We start from the raw sequence: 13,452 nt of genomic DNA, 5'->3' as shown, positions 1-13,452 counted from the left end.
GGTGGGACTCAGTTTCTCTCGCGGGGGCATTCTTTCGGATCGTGTTGCGGAGGTCGAGTCGAAGATGCGGTTGGTCACAGGAGGGGTGTTGGATGGTCGGGGTCTGCGGCAAGGCTCCGGAATGGGTCCCGGACAGCCTCCGCTTCGCTCCGGCTTCCGGGATGACGCGCGTGTTAGTTATTTGCCAGTTGCGAAAGGCACAGCAGTCGTCACTGCCAATTTTACTACCAGCCCATTCCGACGTAGAGTTCGCGCCAATCAGGATTCATCTCCTCAATTAGCCTTATCTTCCAGGCGCGTCGCCACTTCTTGATCCTCTTTTCAAAGATTATGGCATCACCGATCTCAAAGAACGCCTGATACCATACTAGCCGCACGACGCCGTAACGCGAGGTGAAACCTCTTGTCAGCCCTTGCTTGTGCTCCCAAACCCGCCGGCCGAGATCTGCCGTAACACCGGTATACAAGGTGCCATTCTTCTTCGACGCAAGGATGTAGACATAACCGCTCATCAGCCCCCAGAAGCGAGTATGCAGCGAAAACAATCCCGCATCATCCCGGAAGCCGGAGCGGAGCGGAGGCTGTCCGGGACCCATTCCGGAACGCAATCGCGCATGCCCAACGGCTGCGGCTTGCGCCTCGGTTCTATGCCGGCAGCGGCGTAAGCAGGTTGCCGATTGCGCCCGACAGCTCGTGCGGGTGCGTGACGATCTCGGCGGCGCCGGCGTCGGTCAGCTCGGCGCGTTCGCCGAAGCCCCACAGGACGCCGATCGCCGGGAGGGCGTTGGCCTTTGCGCCGACGATGTCGTGGGAGCGGTCGCCGATCATGACGGTGCGGGTGGGGTCCACCGGCTCGACATCGAGGATGTGGCGGATCAGGTCGGCCTTTTCGGCGTTGGTGCCGTCGAGGGCGGAGCCGTGCACGGCGTCGAAGAAGCGGGCAAGATCGAAGTGGTCGAGGATGTCGCCGGTGTAGGTTTCCACCTTGGAGGTGGCCACGGATAGGAAGAAGCCGGCGTCCACGCAGCGCGCCAGCGCCTCGGGAATACCGGGGATGACCTTGTTCTCGAACTTGCCGACTTCGCCGTAGCGCTGCCGGTAGTGGCCGACGGCCGCCCACACAAGGGCCTCGTCGGCGGTCTCAAGGAGCCTTGCGAAGGTGTCCTGGATGGGCGGGCCGATGCAGGCGCGCAGATCCTCGGCGGCGGGGGCGGTGCGGCCCATCTTCTCCATCACGTGGCGCAGAGAGCCGGTGATGCCGACAAACGGGTCCGTCAGCGTCCCGTCGAGGTCGAACAGGACCGCCGGGCGTTCTTGTCGGGATTGCATGTCAGGCAAACTCCATGATGACGGCATCGACGGCGAGGCTGTCGCCGGGCGCGGCGTTGACCGAGGCGACGGTGCAGTCGCGCTCGGCGCGCAGCACGTTTTCCATCTTCATCGCCTCGACGACGGCCAGGATCTCCCCCGCCTTCACCTCCTGGCCCTCGCTCACGGCGATGGAGACGACGAGGCCGGGCATCGGGCAAAGAAGCATTTTCGAGGTGTCGGGCGCCTTGCGCACGGGCATCAGACGGTCGAGCTCGGCAATGCGCGGCGGCATGACATGCGCGGTCGCCGCCACGCCCTGCCAGGAAAGCCGGACGCCGCCCAGCACGGGACGCACCTGGACGGCGACCTCGCGCCCACTGATGCTGCCGCGCCAGATGGGCTCGCCGGGCCGCCAGGAGGAGAGGACATCGAGGATTGCCCCCTCCCCGATACTCACCTTCAGCTCCGTCGGGACGGCGATGGCGCCTTCCGCGATGGCAACGGGCACATAGTCGTCTTCGCCAAGCCGCACCATCCACTGGCGCGCGATCTTGCCGGAATGGGGGCGGAGGCGGCCGGGCAGCCGGTCGAGCCGGTCGCGGCGCAGGAGCTCGACCGCCAATGCCACGGCGCACAGGACCGCGCGCTCGTCCTCCGACGGCGGGGGCGGCGCGAAGCCTTGCGGATATTCCTCGGCGATGAAGCCGGTGGAAAGCCGCCCCTCGCGCCAGCGCGGATGGCGCATGATGGCGGCCAGAAAAGGGATGTTGTGCTCGATGCCGTCGATCACGAAGCGGTCGAGCGCGTCGGACATGGCATCGATCGCGGCCAATCGGTCCGGCGCCCATGTGACGAGCTTGGCGATCATCGGGTCGTAGAACATGGAGATTTCCAGGCCTTCGGCGACGCCCGTGTCGTTGCGCACGACGATATCGCCCCGCCGCTGCTCCTCGGGCGGGCGGTAGCGCGCGAGACGGCCGATGGAGGGCAGGAAATTGCGCACCGGGTCTTCCGCGTAGAGCCGGCTTTCGACGGCCCAGCCGGTGAGCTTCACCTCGCCTTGCGCGATGCGCAGCTTTTCGCCGGCGGCGATGCGGATCATCTCCTCCACGAGATCGATGCCGGTGACGAGCTCGGTCACCGGATGCTCGACCTGAAGGCGCGTGTTCATCTCCAGGAAGTAGAAGTTGCGGTCCTTGTCGACGATGAATTCCACGGTGCCGGCGCCCTGGTAGTCGACGGCCTTGGCCAGCGCCACGGCCTCGGCGCCCATCGCCTGGCGCGTCGCCTCGTCGAGAAAGGGCGACGGCGCCTCCTCGATGATCTTCTGGTTGCGCCGCTGGATGGAGCACTCGCGCTCGCCGAGATGGATTGAGTGGCCGAACGCATCGCCCAGGACCTGGATCTCGATGTGGCGCGGCTCCTCGATGAATTTTTCGATGAAGATGCGGTCGTCGCCGAAGGAGCTTGCGGCTTCCGACTTGGCGCGCGCGAAGCCGTCGCGCGCTTCCTGCTCGTTAAAGGCGACGCGCATGCCCTTGCCGCCGCCGCCGGCAGACGCCTTGAGCATTACCGGGTAGCCGATACCGGCGGCGATCTTCGCCGCGTGGTCGGCGTCCTCGATCAGCCCCATGAAGCCGGGGACGGTGGAGACGCCGGCCTCCGCGGCTATTTTCTTGGACGTGATCTTGTCGCCCATGGCGCGGATCGCCTTGGGCTTCGGGCCGATGAAGACGAACCCCGCCGCCTCCAGCGTCTCGCAGAAATCGGCGTTCTCCGACAGGAAGCCGTAGCCCGGATGCACGGCTTCGGCCCCCGTCTCACGGCAGGCGGCGAGAATGCGCTCGGTGGAGAGATAGCTTTGGCTGGCCGCCGCCGGGCCGATGGCCACCGCCTCGTCCGCCATCTCCACATGCACCGCGTCGGCATCTGCTTCCGAATAGACGGCGACGGTGGCGATGCCCATCCTTTGCGCCGTCCTCATGACGCGGCAGGCGATCTCCCCCCGGTTGGCGATCAGTATCTTCTTGAACATGCGGACGTTTCCCCCGGCAATCTTTTCCTTGTATGAGGTTGTGCGGGAGGGCTCAAGGCATGGTTCGCCGAAGCCTGTGGGCCGTATGGGCAGACTTGCATGGCTGTGCGATTCCTGAAAAACGTTCGGCCAAGCGTGATGCTCTTTTGAGGTTGAACGATTGCCCGCGATCTATGTCGATGCCGATGCCTGCCCGGTGAAGGCGGAGGTGACGCGTGTGGCGGAGCGGCACGGCGTTGCCGTGGTCTTCGTCTCCAATGGCGGCCTGCGCCCCTCGCGCGACCCGATGATCCGCCACGTGGTGGTGCCGGGCAAGGCCGACGCGGCGGACGACTGGATCGCCGAGAATGCCGCCGCCGGCGATATCGGGATCACCGCCGACGTGCCGCTGGCCGCCCGGCTGGTGGAGAGGGGCCTGCAGGTGCTCGGACCGACGGGCCGCGCCTTCACGCGGCAGACCATCGGCATGGACGTGGCCATGCGCAACCTGAAGCAGGATCTGCGCGAGGCAGGCGAGATCAAAGGCTATAACGCCGGTTTCACGGCAAGGGACCGCTCGGCCTTCCTGCAGGCGCTGGATATGGCCGTGCGGCGGGCGCTGAATCGTTAGGCGCCGGCGCGCTTATCGCGCGCTGGACTTCAGGATTCAGGCGCAGGATATTGATATAAAATGCCTTTTTATGCTCATGGAAGAATTTGCCGTGCCCGGTTGTTATCGCCGGCTGCCTCCTTCATGCTTTAAGCCTCCCTCGCCCGCATCCCCTGCGGCGTGATCCAGTTCACACAAGGAGGAACGCCCCGGTGTCCGACACCGCACATATCTATTCCGAGGCCCGCGACCTCGACACGATGGGCGGGCGCCTGTCGCGCGCTCGCGATGCCGCCGGCCTCACGGTGGCCGAACTCGCCCGCCGCCTCGGCGTGAAGACGTCGACCATCCAGGCGTGGGAGACCGACCGTTCGCAACCGCGCGCCAACCGGCTGGCCATGCTGGCGGGCGTCCTCAATGTCAGCCTGTCCTGGCTCCTGCACGGCGTCGGCACCTCGCCAGCGGACGAGAGCCGCTCGGAGCTGGTGCAGGCGGTTGCCGCGAATCTCAAGCGCCTGCGCCGCCTGCATACCGAATCGGCCCGCGTCATCACGCAGATCGAGGAAGACCTGACGCGGGCTTTGTCCGGCCCAGCGGCCGAGAAATGACAGGGTGTTTCGCCGGAAACCGCTGAATGCATTGGATTCCGGGGCCGAAAACACTTATATGGGATACACGCATCCCCAGCCAAGGCGGCGACGATGAGCAAGCAGACAGCGGTCAGGCTTCCCGACGAAACCTATGAACGGTTGCGGGCGCTTTCGGAAAGAACGGGCCGCACGGCGGCCTACTACATACGCGAGGCCATCGAGCAGCATATAGAGGATATGGAAGATATCTATCTGGCCGAGCAGGCGCTGGAGCGCCTGAGACGGGGAGAGTCCAGGATCGCAAGCGCAGAAGAGTTCTGGCGTGAACTGGACGATTGAGTACGATATTGCCGTACGCAAAGTCGTAAGAAAGTTCGACTCGCAGACCCGCCACCGCATAAGGAATTTCTTGGAAGAGCGCGTTGCACAGCTCGATGATCCACGGAAATTGGGAACTGCATTGCAAGGCTCGAAGCTTGGCAGTTTCTGGCGCTACCGGGTGGGCGACCACCGAATCATCTGCGACATTCAGGACCATCGGCTCGTGGTGCTCGTCCTGCAGATCGGGCATCGCCGGGATGTTTATCGGTAGAATCTGTTCGCAGCCGGGCGAGAGAGTTCTGTTCTGCACAGCTATGCTGACGCCGCCGATCCCAGCACGTGACAAGGCGCCACGCTTGCGCTAGGTATAGCGTCGTCGAGGGCCAATGGCCCTGCCAGTCTGCGGGAGAGAGCAGCGCGTTGCTGCCGCCGAAGGGGAAATCGCCCGAAATCTCTCAGGCATAAAGAACCGTAGACGGGTCAGACACTCTGGAAAGTCGGGGCATATGCGCCCCGCGCCGAAGGTGTAAGCGTTGCCGACAGAGTTCCGGCCGCGCGAGTCTCTCAGGCTTCCGACAGAGGGGCACGGACATGCCGCGCGAGCGGCATGCGTGCAGCTTTGGAGGAATGATGAGCGTCGGCGATACCCAGAAGCACCTGCCCCTTGAAGCGATGCATGAAGAAGCCGGAGCGCGCTTCGGCGCCTTTGCCGGCTGGCATATGCCGCTCACCTATCCCACGGGCGTGATGAAGGAGCATCTTCACACGCGGGAGAAGGCGGGGCTGTTCGACATCTCCCACATGCAGCTCTTTACGGTCGAGGGCGCTGAGGCGGCCGCCTTCCTGTCGCGTGCCTGCCCGCTGGATGCGGCGGGGCTTGGCGAGGGCAAGTCGAAATACACCGTGCTCCTCAACGAAAGGGCCGGCATCATCGACGACCTGATCGTCACCCGCCTCGGCGCCGAGCGCTTCATGGTGGTGGCGAACGCTGGCAACGCGGCGAAAGACGAAGCGCGTCTCATCTCCGTTGCCGATGGTTTCGCAGTCACGGTGACGCCGCTCGAGCGCGTGTTCCTGGCGCTGCAGGGGCCCGAGGCGGAGGGCGTTCTCATCGGTGCGGGGCTGGACCTCAGCGATCTCACCTTCATGACCGCCGCAGAGCCGCGCCAGGACTGGTTTGCCACCCGTTCGGGCTATACGGGCGAGGACGGATTCGAGATCGCGCTGCCGCTCGGGGAGGCGCAAGCCTTTGCCGAAAAGATCCTCGCCGACGAGCGCGCCCAGTGGATCGGCCTTGCGGCGCGCGACAGCCTGCGGCTGGAGGCCGGGCTCTGCCTTCACGGACAGGACATCGACGAGACGACGGATCCGGCGAGCGCGGCGATCCTGTGGGCGATCCCGAAGCGCCTGCGCGAGGAAGGCGGCTTTATCGGCGCCGACGCCCTGCGCCGCATCATCGCCGAGGGTGCGAAGGAAAGGCGCGTCGGGCTGAAGCCCGAGGGCCGCCAACCCGTACGCTCCGGCGTGCGGCTTATGAACGAGGAAGGGAAAACCGTCGGCCGCGTGACGTCCGGCGGTTTCGGCCCCTCGGCCGGCCATCCCGTCGCCATGGGCTACGTCACAACGGCCCTCACCGATGCCGGGACACCGCTTCTTGCCGAGGTGCGCGGAAACCGCGTGCCCGTTCACGTCCATTCCCTGCCCTTCACGCCGCATCGCTACCGCAAAGGATAACAGGTATGAGCAAGACCTATTTCACCGAAGACCACGAATGGATCCGCGTCGAGGGCGGCACGGCCACGGTCGGCATTACCGACTATGCGCAGGAGCAGCTTGGCGATCTGGTGTTCGTCGAACTGCCGGAGACGGGCAAGGCCCTTGCCAAGGGCGAGACGGCGGTGGTGGTCGAATCGGTGAAGGCCGCTTCCGACGTCTACGCGCCCGCCGACGGCGAGGTGGCGGAGGTCAACGAGGCGCTTTCCAGCGATCCCTCCCTTGTCAACACCGCACCCATGGGCGACGGCTGGCTGTGGAAGATGAAGCTTTCCGACGAAAGCCAGCTCGACGGCCTGATGGACGAGGCCGCCTACAAGAAAAGCGTTGCTTAGGAACATATATGTCCGAGATGACACAACCTTTCTTTGCCCGCCACATCGGCCCGCGCGAGGACGAGACGAAGACCATGCTGGCCGCCCTCGGCGTGCCTTCCGTGGCGACACTGATTGCCCAAGCGGTGCCGAAGTCGATCCGCCTCGACCGGCCGCTCGCCCTGCCGGGTGCGGCGAGCGAGGCCGAGGCGCTGGCCGAGCTTTCCGCGCATATGCGCGAGAACAGGGTGCTGAAGAGCTTCATCGGCACCGGCTATCACGGCTGCCACGTGCCGCCCGTCATCCAGCGCAACATGTTCGAGAACCCCGCCTGGTATACCGCCTATACGCCCTACCAGTCGGAGATCAGCCAGGGGCGGCTGGAGATGCTGTTCCACTTTCAGACGCTGGTGACGGAGCTGACGGGCCTGCCGGTCGCCTCGGCTTCGCTGCTCGACGAGGCTTCCGCCGTGGCCGAGGCCGTCGGCATCGCCTGGCGCCACCACCGCGGCAAGCGCAACAAGGTCTCGATCGCCGGGGCGCTCAACCCGCAGACCCGCGACGTGGTGGAAACCCGCGCCGAGCCGCTCGGCCTTGAGATCGGCAACGGCACGGTGGACGAGGAGACCTCAGCGCTGATCGTGCCGTGGGCCGACACCTACGGCGTCTACGAGGATCATTCGGCCATCATCGCCGAGGCCAAGGCGAAGGACGTCATCGTCGTCTTCGTCGCCGATCCGCTGGGCCTCGTCATGAGCGACACGCCGGCGGCACTCGGCGCCGAGATCGCCGTCGGCTCCATGCAGCGCTTCGGCGTTCCGATGGGTTTCGGCGGGCCGCACGCGGCCTATTGCGCCGTCTCCGACCGGCTGACGCGGCTGATGCCGGGGCGGCTGGTCGGCCAGTCGACGGACGCCCACGGCCGCCCCGGCTACCGGCTGGCCTTGCAGACGCGCGAGCAGCACATCCGCCGCGACAAGGCGACCTCCAACATCTGCACCGCGCAGGCGCTGCTTGCGAATATGGCGGCGGCCTATGCGATCTGGCATGGGCCGGAGGGGCTGAAGGCGGTGGCAGGGCATGTCCACGGCCTGGCTTCACGGCTTCATGCGGGGCTTAAGAAAGCTGGCGCAACTGTTTCTGGTGAAAGAGTTTTTGACACGGTAACGGTTGTCGTAAAGGGCAAGGCCGGGGCGATCGCGGCAGAGGCGGAGAAAGGCGGCCGGCTGCTGCGGGTGATCGACGCGGACCGGCTGGGCATCACCTTCGACGAGACGTCGACCGAGGCCGATCTCAAGGCGGTTGCCGCGCTCTTCGGCGCGTCCGTGCCAGATAAGGCGGAGGCCATCGCGCCTGCCGCGCCGCGCGGCAAGACGTTTCTGACGCAGCCGGTTTTCCACGAGAACCGCTCGGAAACGCAGATGATGCGCTTCCTGCGGCGGCTGGCCGACAAGGACCTGGCGCTCGACCGGGCGATGATCCCGCTCGGCTCCTGCACCATGAAGCTGAACGCGGCCGCCGAGATGATGCCGGTGAGCTGGCCGGAGGTGGCGGGGCTGCACCCCTTCGCGCCCGAGAGCTTTACTGCGGGCTACCGCCGCATGATCGAGGAACTGGAGGGGTGGCTGGGCGAGATCACCGGCTTCGACGCCGTCTCGCTGCAGCCCAACGCCGGCAGCCAGGGCGAATATGCCGGGCTCCTGGCCATCCGCCGCTACCATGCCGAACGGGGCGAAGGGGGACGCGACGTCTGCCTCATCCCCTCCTCCGCTCATGGCACCAACCCGGCTTCCGCCTCGATGGCCGGCATGCGGGTCATCGTCGTGCGCTGCACGGAGAACGGCGATATCGATGTGGAGGATCTGAAGGCAAAGGCGGAAGTGCATGCCGAAAAGCTGGCCGCGCTGATGATCACCTACCCCTCCACCCATGGCGTCTTCGAGGAAGGCGTGCGCGACATGTGCGCGGTGATCCACGAACACGGCGGGCAGGTCTATCTCGACGGGGCCAACCTCAACGCGCTGGTGGGCCTTGCAAGGCCGGGGGATCTGGGTGCCGACGTCTGCCACATGAACCTGCACAAGACCTTCTGCATCCCGCATGGCGGCGGCGGCCCGGGCATCGGCCCCATCGGCGTGAAGGCGCATCTGCAGCCCTATCTCCCGGGGCATGCGGCGCTGGGCACCGGAAACGCGGTGGCGGCCGCGCCCTTCGGCAGCGCGTCGATCCTGCCGATCACCTGGATGTATATCCGCATGATGGGCGCCGACGGGCTGAAGCGGGCGACGGAGATCGCCATCCTCAACGCCAACTATGTGGCAGAGCGGCTCAAGGCGCACTATCCCGTGCTCTACAAGGGCCGCAACGGCCGCGTGGCGCATGAATGCATCCTCGATACGCGCGTCCTGAAGGAGCGCGCCGGCATCACCGTCGAGGACATCGCCAAGCGCCTCATCGATTACGGCTTCCATGCGCCCACCATGTCGTGGCCGGTGGCCGGCACGCTGATGGTGGAGCCGACGGAATCGGAACCCAAGAGCGAGCTCGACCGCTTCTGCGAGGCGATGATCGCCATGGCCGGGGAAGCGGCCCGCGTGGAAAAGGGCGAATGGCCGAAGGAGGACAACCCGCTCGTCAACGCCCCGCACACGGCAAGCGAATTGATGGCGGATCGCTGGACGCATCCCTACAGCCGCGCCGAGGCGGCCTTCCCGGCGGGTTCCATGGACGCCGCATCCAAATACTGGCCGCCCGTCAGCCGTGTCGACAACGTGGCCGGCGACCGCAACCTGGTGTGCGCCTGCCCGCCTATGGAGGCGCTGGCGAGCTGAGGCCTTTCGCGTCAGGAGAAATGGCAGGAGCCTGCGGCAACCGTCTATGCAGGTCACGGCCGGCCGTGGCACGATGGCTGGCCGGGCGCATCCGTTGACGGCGTTTGGAATCCATGGCGCCCGATCCGCTTGCAGAAGGAGTGGGTCCCATGGCCTATGACGAACAGCTTGCCGACCGCATGCGCGGCGCGTTGGAAGGCCTGCAAGGGCTCTCGGAAAAGCGCATGATGGGCGGTGTCTGCTTCATGCTCGACGGCAACATGATCGGCGGTGCCGACCGCACCAAGGCGGGCGAAGGCCGGTTTCTCTTCCGCGTCGGCAAGGAAAACCAGGCTGAAGCCCTTGCCCGCTCCGGCGCGCAGCCGATGGAGATGGGCGGAAAGCGCATGAGCGGCTTCATCTTCGTCGACGCGGAGGCTTGCGACGATTATGCGCTGAAGGCGTGGGTTTCGCTGGCGCTCGGTTTCGTCAGCACCCTGCCGGCGAAGTAAAGGCGGGGAGCGGGGAGATGGATGGAGGTGGATTTTCGCATTTTCCGGGAGAGGCGCTGGATTTCCTGACCGCCTTGCGCGCCAACAACAATCGTGACTGGTTCACCGAGAACAAGGCCGTCTACGAGCGCGCGGTGAAGGCTCCCGCCGAGGACTTCTGCCGCGTCGTGACCGGACGGCTGGAGGAGATGACCGGACTGCCGCACCGCCCGAAAATCTTCCGTATCCACAGGGATGTGCGCTTCTCCAGGGACAAAACGCCCTACAACGCGCATTTGCACATCTCCTTCATGGCTGAAACAGGCAGCACATCGCAGCCCGGATGGTATTTCGGCCTGGAACCGGAGCGGCTGACGGCGGGAACCGGCGTGTTCGAGCTTTACAAAGGCGACCTCGACGCATTTCGCGCCCGTGTGGCGGGAAAGGACGGAGAGAGGCTTGCGCGGTTGATCGGGCAACTGCCGGCCGATGTCCGGGTCAGCAAGCCGGAGTTGAAACGCGTGCCGCAGCCCTATGCTGCCGACCATCCTCGCGCGGATCTCCTGCGCCGCAAATCGCTGACAGGCTGGATGGACTTCGCCAATCCACGCGAGGCCTGCGAAAGCCGTTTTATGGACCGCTGTCTCGCCGCGTTCATCGGGCTGAAGCCAGTTTTCGATTGGCTGAGCACCGCGCCGCGTTGAAGGCGGCGGCGTCTTCCCCTATGACACAATCCATGTCGAGTTCGATATTCACGCGCATACGGCCCGGTGGACGGTCGTCTTAACTGAACGGAACCGGAACAAGCCTTAGCTTTGCCATGGAAAGCATGGCAAGATCGCCGATGATTCGCGGGGTATGGGAAGAGCTATTTGATGGACGATACCAACGACCTCTTTGCCGGGCTGGGGACCAGCGCCGAACGCGTGAAGCAGCCGGAAGCGCCGGCGGCGCCGCAGCGCAAGGCGCCGCGCGCGGCCGCGCCGCGGGACACCGGCGAGGGCTACAACGCGGCCGATATCGAGGTGCTGGAGGGGCTGGAGCCGGTGCGCCGGCGGCCGGGCATGTATATCGGCGGCACGGACGACAAGGCGCTGCATCACCTCTTCGCCGAGGTCATCGACAATTCCATGGACGAGGCGGTGGCCGGCCACGCCACTTTCATCGAGGTGGAGGTGGGCGCCGACGGTTTCCTCACCGTCACCGACAACGGCCGCGGCATCCCGGTCGACCCGCATCCGAAGTTCAAGGACAAGTCGGCGCTCGAGGTCATCATGACGACGCTGCATGCCGGCGGCAAATTCGATTCCAAGGTCTACGAGACCTCGGGCGGCTTGCACGGCGTGGGCGTATCGGTGGTCAACGCGCTCTCCGAGATGCTGGAAGTGGAGGTGGCGCGGGGCCGCAAGCTCTACCGCCAGCGCTTTTCGCGCGGGGCGCCGCTGGGCAAGCTGGAGGCGCTCGGAGACGCACCCAACCGGCGTGGCACGCGCGTGCGCTTCAGGCCGGACGAGGAGATTTTCGGGGCCGGCGCGAAGTTCCAGCCCGCCCGCCTCTACCGCATGGCCCGCTCCAAGGCCTATCTCTTCGGTGGCGTGGAAATCCGCTGGGCCTGCGCCCCTTCCCTGCTCGGCGAGAAGGACGAGACGCCGGAAAAGGCCAGCTTCCACTTCCCCGGCGGGCTCAAGGATTTTCTTGCGGCCTCGCTCGACGGCGAGTTCCAGGTCACGCGCGAAGCCTTTTCCGGACGCAGCGAGAAGCGCGGCGGGCATGGGGCGGTGGAATGGGCCGTCACGTGGTATGGGGGCGATGCCTTCCTGAACTCCTACTGCAACACCATCCCGACACCCGAGGGCGGCACGCACGAACTGGGCTTCCGGTCCGCCCTCCTGAAGGGCCTGCGCAGCTATGCCGAGCTGACGGGGAACAAGCGTGCTTCGATCGTCACCGCCGAGGACGTGATGATCTCGGCCGCCGGCATGCTGTCGGTCTTCGTGCGCGAGCCGGAGTTCGTCGGCCAGACCAAGGACAAGCTGGCCACGGCCGCCGCCATGCGCATGGTCGAGAACGCGGTGCGCGACCCCTTCGACCATTGGCTGGCCGACAACCCGCAGGAAGCCTCGAAGCTGCTCGACTGGGTAATCGCGCGCGCCGACGAGCGCCTCAAGCGCAGGCAGGAGCGCGAGGTGAGCCGCAAGAGCGCGGTGCGCAAGCTGCGCCTGCCCGGCAAGCTCGCCGACTGCACGGTGGGCGCGGCAGCGGGCGCCGAGATCTTCATCGTCGAGGGCGATTCGGCCGGCGGGTCGGCCAAGCAGGCGCGCAACCGTGCCACCCAGGCCGTGCTGCCGCTGCGCGGCAAGATCCTGAACGTGGCCAGCGCCGGCCATGGCAAGCTTGCCGCCAACCAGCAGATTTCCGACCTGGTACAGGCGCTCGGCTGCGGCACGCGCTCGAAATACCGCGAGGACGACCTGCGCTACGAGCGCGTCATCATCATGACCGACGCGGACGTCGACGGCGCCCACATCGCCTCGCTTCTGATCACCTTCTTCTATCAGGAGATGCCCCAGCTCATCGAGGGCGGGCACCTGTTCCTCGCCGTGCCGCCGCTCTACAAGATCAGCCAGGGCGGCAAGACCATGTATGCGCGCGACGATGCGCACAAGGAGGAGCTGCTGCGCGAAGAGTTCACCGGCCGCGGCAAGGTGGAGATCGGCCGCTTCAAGGGGCTGGGCGAAATGATGCCGAAGCAGCTCAAGGACACCACCATGGACCCCGCCCAGCGCATGCTGCTGCGCATCGACGTGCTGGACAGCGTGGAGGCGACGAAGATGGCCATCGACGCGCTGATGGGAACGAAGCCCGAGGCACGCTTCCGCTTTATCCAGGAGAACGCGGAGTTCGTGGAGGAGCTGGATATTTAGCCCCTTTCCTTCCCCCTTGAGGGGAAGGTGGCCAGCCGCCGAAGGCGGGTGGACGGATGGGGGTGGCCGAGCACGCGTGCCGACGATTGAAATTCGGTAGGTGCGCTATTTAGACCAGTTCATCGTTTCACAGAATCGATGAGCTGGTCTAACTCCTTGTTTTGTCGCAATCCCGGACGGAAAGCCGGTTTCCACTTTTCCTGGAATTGCTCTTGCTGAATTTTGAAACGCCGGCACGCGGGCGCGGCCACCCCCATCCGAGCCCGCCGGCAAGCCGGCGGGCCCACCTTCCCC

At 65.7% G+C, this 13,452-nt stretch carries 13 protein-coding genes and 1 riboswitch; of the genes, 10 read left to right on the top strand and 3 right to left on the bottom strand.

Going from position 1 to position 13,452, the window contains the following annotated elements; all coding sequences use genetic code 11:
- Positions 1 to 224: 224 nt before the first annotated feature.
- The 3 genes from GM910_RS05025 to GM910_RS05015 form a co-directional block, all read right to left on the bottom strand.
- On the bottom strand, positions 225 to 512 hold the full coding sequence (locus GM910_RS05025; protein ID WP_159586418.1) for a GIY-YIG nuclease family protein: 288 nt from the start codon (positions 510 to 512) through the stop codon (positions 225 to 227).
- A 133-nt stretch (positions 513 to 645) separates the two neighbouring features.
- Entirely contained in the window at positions 646 to 1,329 is a 684-nt protein-coding gene (locus GM910_RS05020) for an HAD hydrolase-like protein (protein WP_159586417.1), read from the bottom strand.
- 1 nt (position 1,330) lies between these two features.
- On the bottom strand, positions 1,331 to 3,346 hold the full coding sequence (locus GM910_RS05015) for an acetyl-CoA carboxylase biotin carboxylase subunit (protein WP_159586416.1): 2,016 nt from the start codon (positions 3,344 to 3,346) through the stop codon (positions 1,331 to 1,333).
- A 160-nt stretch (positions 3,347 to 3,506) separates the two neighbouring features.
- On the opposite strand from GM910_RS05015, the gene GM910_RS05010 reads away from it, so the two are divergent.
- The 10 genes from GM910_RS05010 to parE all read left to right on the top strand — a co-directional run bounded on the left by GM910_RS05010 (position 3,507) and on the right by parE (position 13,158).
- Complete coding sequence (locus tag GM910_RS05010; RefSeq protein WP_159586415.1) at positions 3,507 to 3,956, top strand: YaiI/YqxD family protein; 450 nt, start codon at positions 3,507 to 3,509, stop codon at positions 3,954 to 3,956.
- A 191-nt stretch (positions 3,957 to 4,147) separates the two neighbouring features.
- A complete protein-coding gene (locus GM910_RS05005; RefSeq protein ID WP_159586414.1) occupies positions 4,148 to 4,543 on the top strand; it encodes a helix-turn-helix domain-containing protein in 396 nt (131 codons plus the stop codon).
- Between the two features lie 93 nt (positions 4,544 to 4,636).
- Positions 4,637 to 4,864, top strand: coding sequence for a type II toxin-antitoxin system RelB family antitoxin (relB, locus tag GM910_RS05000; RefSeq protein WP_159586413.1), 228 nt, complete (start codon positions 4,637 to 4,639; stop codon positions 4,862 to 4,864).
- Positions 4,848 to 5,117 carry a type II toxin-antitoxin system RelE family toxin gene (locus tag GM910_RS04995; RefSeq protein WP_159586412.1) on the top strand — a complete coding sequence of 90 codons (270 nt, stop codon included), beginning with the start codon at positions 4,848 to 4,850 and terminating at the stop codon, positions 5,115 to 5,117. Before relB ends, GM910_RS04995 begins: the two co-directional genes overlap by 17 nt.
- A 122-nt stretch (positions 5,118 to 5,239) precedes the next feature.
- A riboswitch (glycine riboswitch) is annotated at positions 5,240 to 5,328 on the top strand.
- Between the two features lie 148 nt (positions 5,329 to 5,476).
- Positions 5,477 to 6,580, top strand: a complete 1,104-nt coding sequence (gcvT, locus tag GM910_RS04990) for a glycine cleavage system aminomethyltransferase GcvT (RefSeq protein WP_159586411.1) — start codon at positions 5,477 to 5,479, stop codon at positions 6,578 to 6,580.
- A gap of 5 nt (positions 6,581 to 6,585) precedes the next feature.
- Complete coding sequence (gene gcvH, locus GM910_RS04985; RefSeq protein ID WP_159586410.1) at positions 6,586 to 6,954, top strand: glycine cleavage system protein GcvH; 369 nt, start codon at positions 6,586 to 6,588, stop codon at positions 6,952 to 6,954.
- Between the two features lie 17 nt (positions 6,955 to 6,971).
- Positions 6,972 to 9,764, top strand: coding sequence for an aminomethyl-transferring glycine dehydrogenase (gene gcvP, locus GM910_RS04980; protein WP_425482652.1), 2,793 nt, complete (start codon positions 6,972 to 6,974; stop codon positions 9,762 to 9,764).
- Between the two features lie 149 nt (positions 9,765 to 9,913).
- Positions 9,914 to 10,255, top strand: a complete 342-nt coding sequence (locus tag GM910_RS04975) for a TfoX/Sxy family protein (protein ID WP_159586408.1) — start codon at positions 9,914 to 9,916, stop codon at positions 10,253 to 10,255.
- A 17-nt stretch (positions 10,256 to 10,272) separates the two neighbouring features.
- A complete protein-coding gene (locus tag GM910_RS04970; protein WP_159586407.1) occupies positions 10,273 to 10,938 on the top strand; it encodes a DUF2461 domain-containing protein in 666 nt (221 codons plus the stop codon).
- Positions 10,939 to 11,109: 171 nt separating this feature from the next.
- Positions 11,110 to 13,158, top strand: coding sequence for a DNA topoisomerase IV subunit B (gene parE, locus GM910_RS04965; RefSeq protein WP_159586406.1), 2,049 nt, complete (start codon positions 11,110 to 11,112; stop codon positions 13,156 to 13,158).
- Positions 13,159 to 13,452: the final 294 nt, after the last annotated feature.

Origin of the sequence: Chelativorans xinjiangensis (genome assembly GCF_009812055.1) — a bacterium.
Classification (GTDB): Bacteria; Pseudomonadota; Alphaproteobacteria; order Rhizobiales; family Rhizobiaceae; genus Chelativorans; species Chelativorans xinjiangense.
This window is presented reverse-complemented; position numbering and strand designations above follow the sequence as displayed.

What these genes read in the sequence shown, in the direction of transcription:
- GM910_RS05025 (WP_159586418.1), bottom strand. Translation starts at nt 512, where the DNA reads ATGAGCGGTTATGTCTACATCCTTGCGTCGAAGAAGAATGGCACCTTG.
- GM910_RS05020 (WP_159586417.1), bottom strand. Translation starts at nt 1,329, where the DNA reads ATGCAATCCCGACAAGAACGCCCGGCGGTCCTGTTCGACCTCGACGGG.
- GM910_RS05015 (WP_159586416.1), bottom strand. Translation starts at nt 3,346, where the DNA reads ATGTTCAAGAAGATACTGATCGCCAACCGGGGGGAGATCGCCTGCCGC.
- relB (WP_159586413.1), top strand. Translation starts at nt 4,637, where the DNA reads ATGAGCAAGCAGACAGCGGTCAGGCTTCCCGACGAAACCTATGAACGG.
- gcvT (WP_159586411.1), top strand. Translation starts at nt 5,477, where the DNA reads ATGAGCGTCGGCGATACCCAGAAGCACCTGCCCCTTGAAGCGATGCAT.
- gcvH (WP_159586410.1), top strand. Translation starts at nt 6,586, where the DNA reads ATGAGCAAGACCTATTTCACCGAAGACCACGAATGGATCCGCGTCGAG.
- gcvP (WP_425482652.1), top strand. Translation starts at nt 6,972, where the DNA reads ATGACACAACCTTTCTTTGCCCGCCACATCGGCCCGCGCGAGGACGAG.
- GM910_RS04975 (WP_159586408.1), top strand. Translation starts at nt 9,914, where the DNA reads ATGGCCTATGACGAACAGCTTGCCGACCGCATGCGCGGCGCGTTGGAA.
- GM910_RS04970 (WP_159586407.1), top strand. Translation starts at nt 10,273, where the DNA reads ATGGATGGAGGTGGATTTTCGCATTTTCCGGGAGAGGCGCTGGATTTC.
- parE (WP_159586406.1), top strand. Translation starts at nt 11,110, where the DNA reads ATGGACGATACCAACGACCTCTTTGCCGGGCTGGGGACCAGCGCCGAA.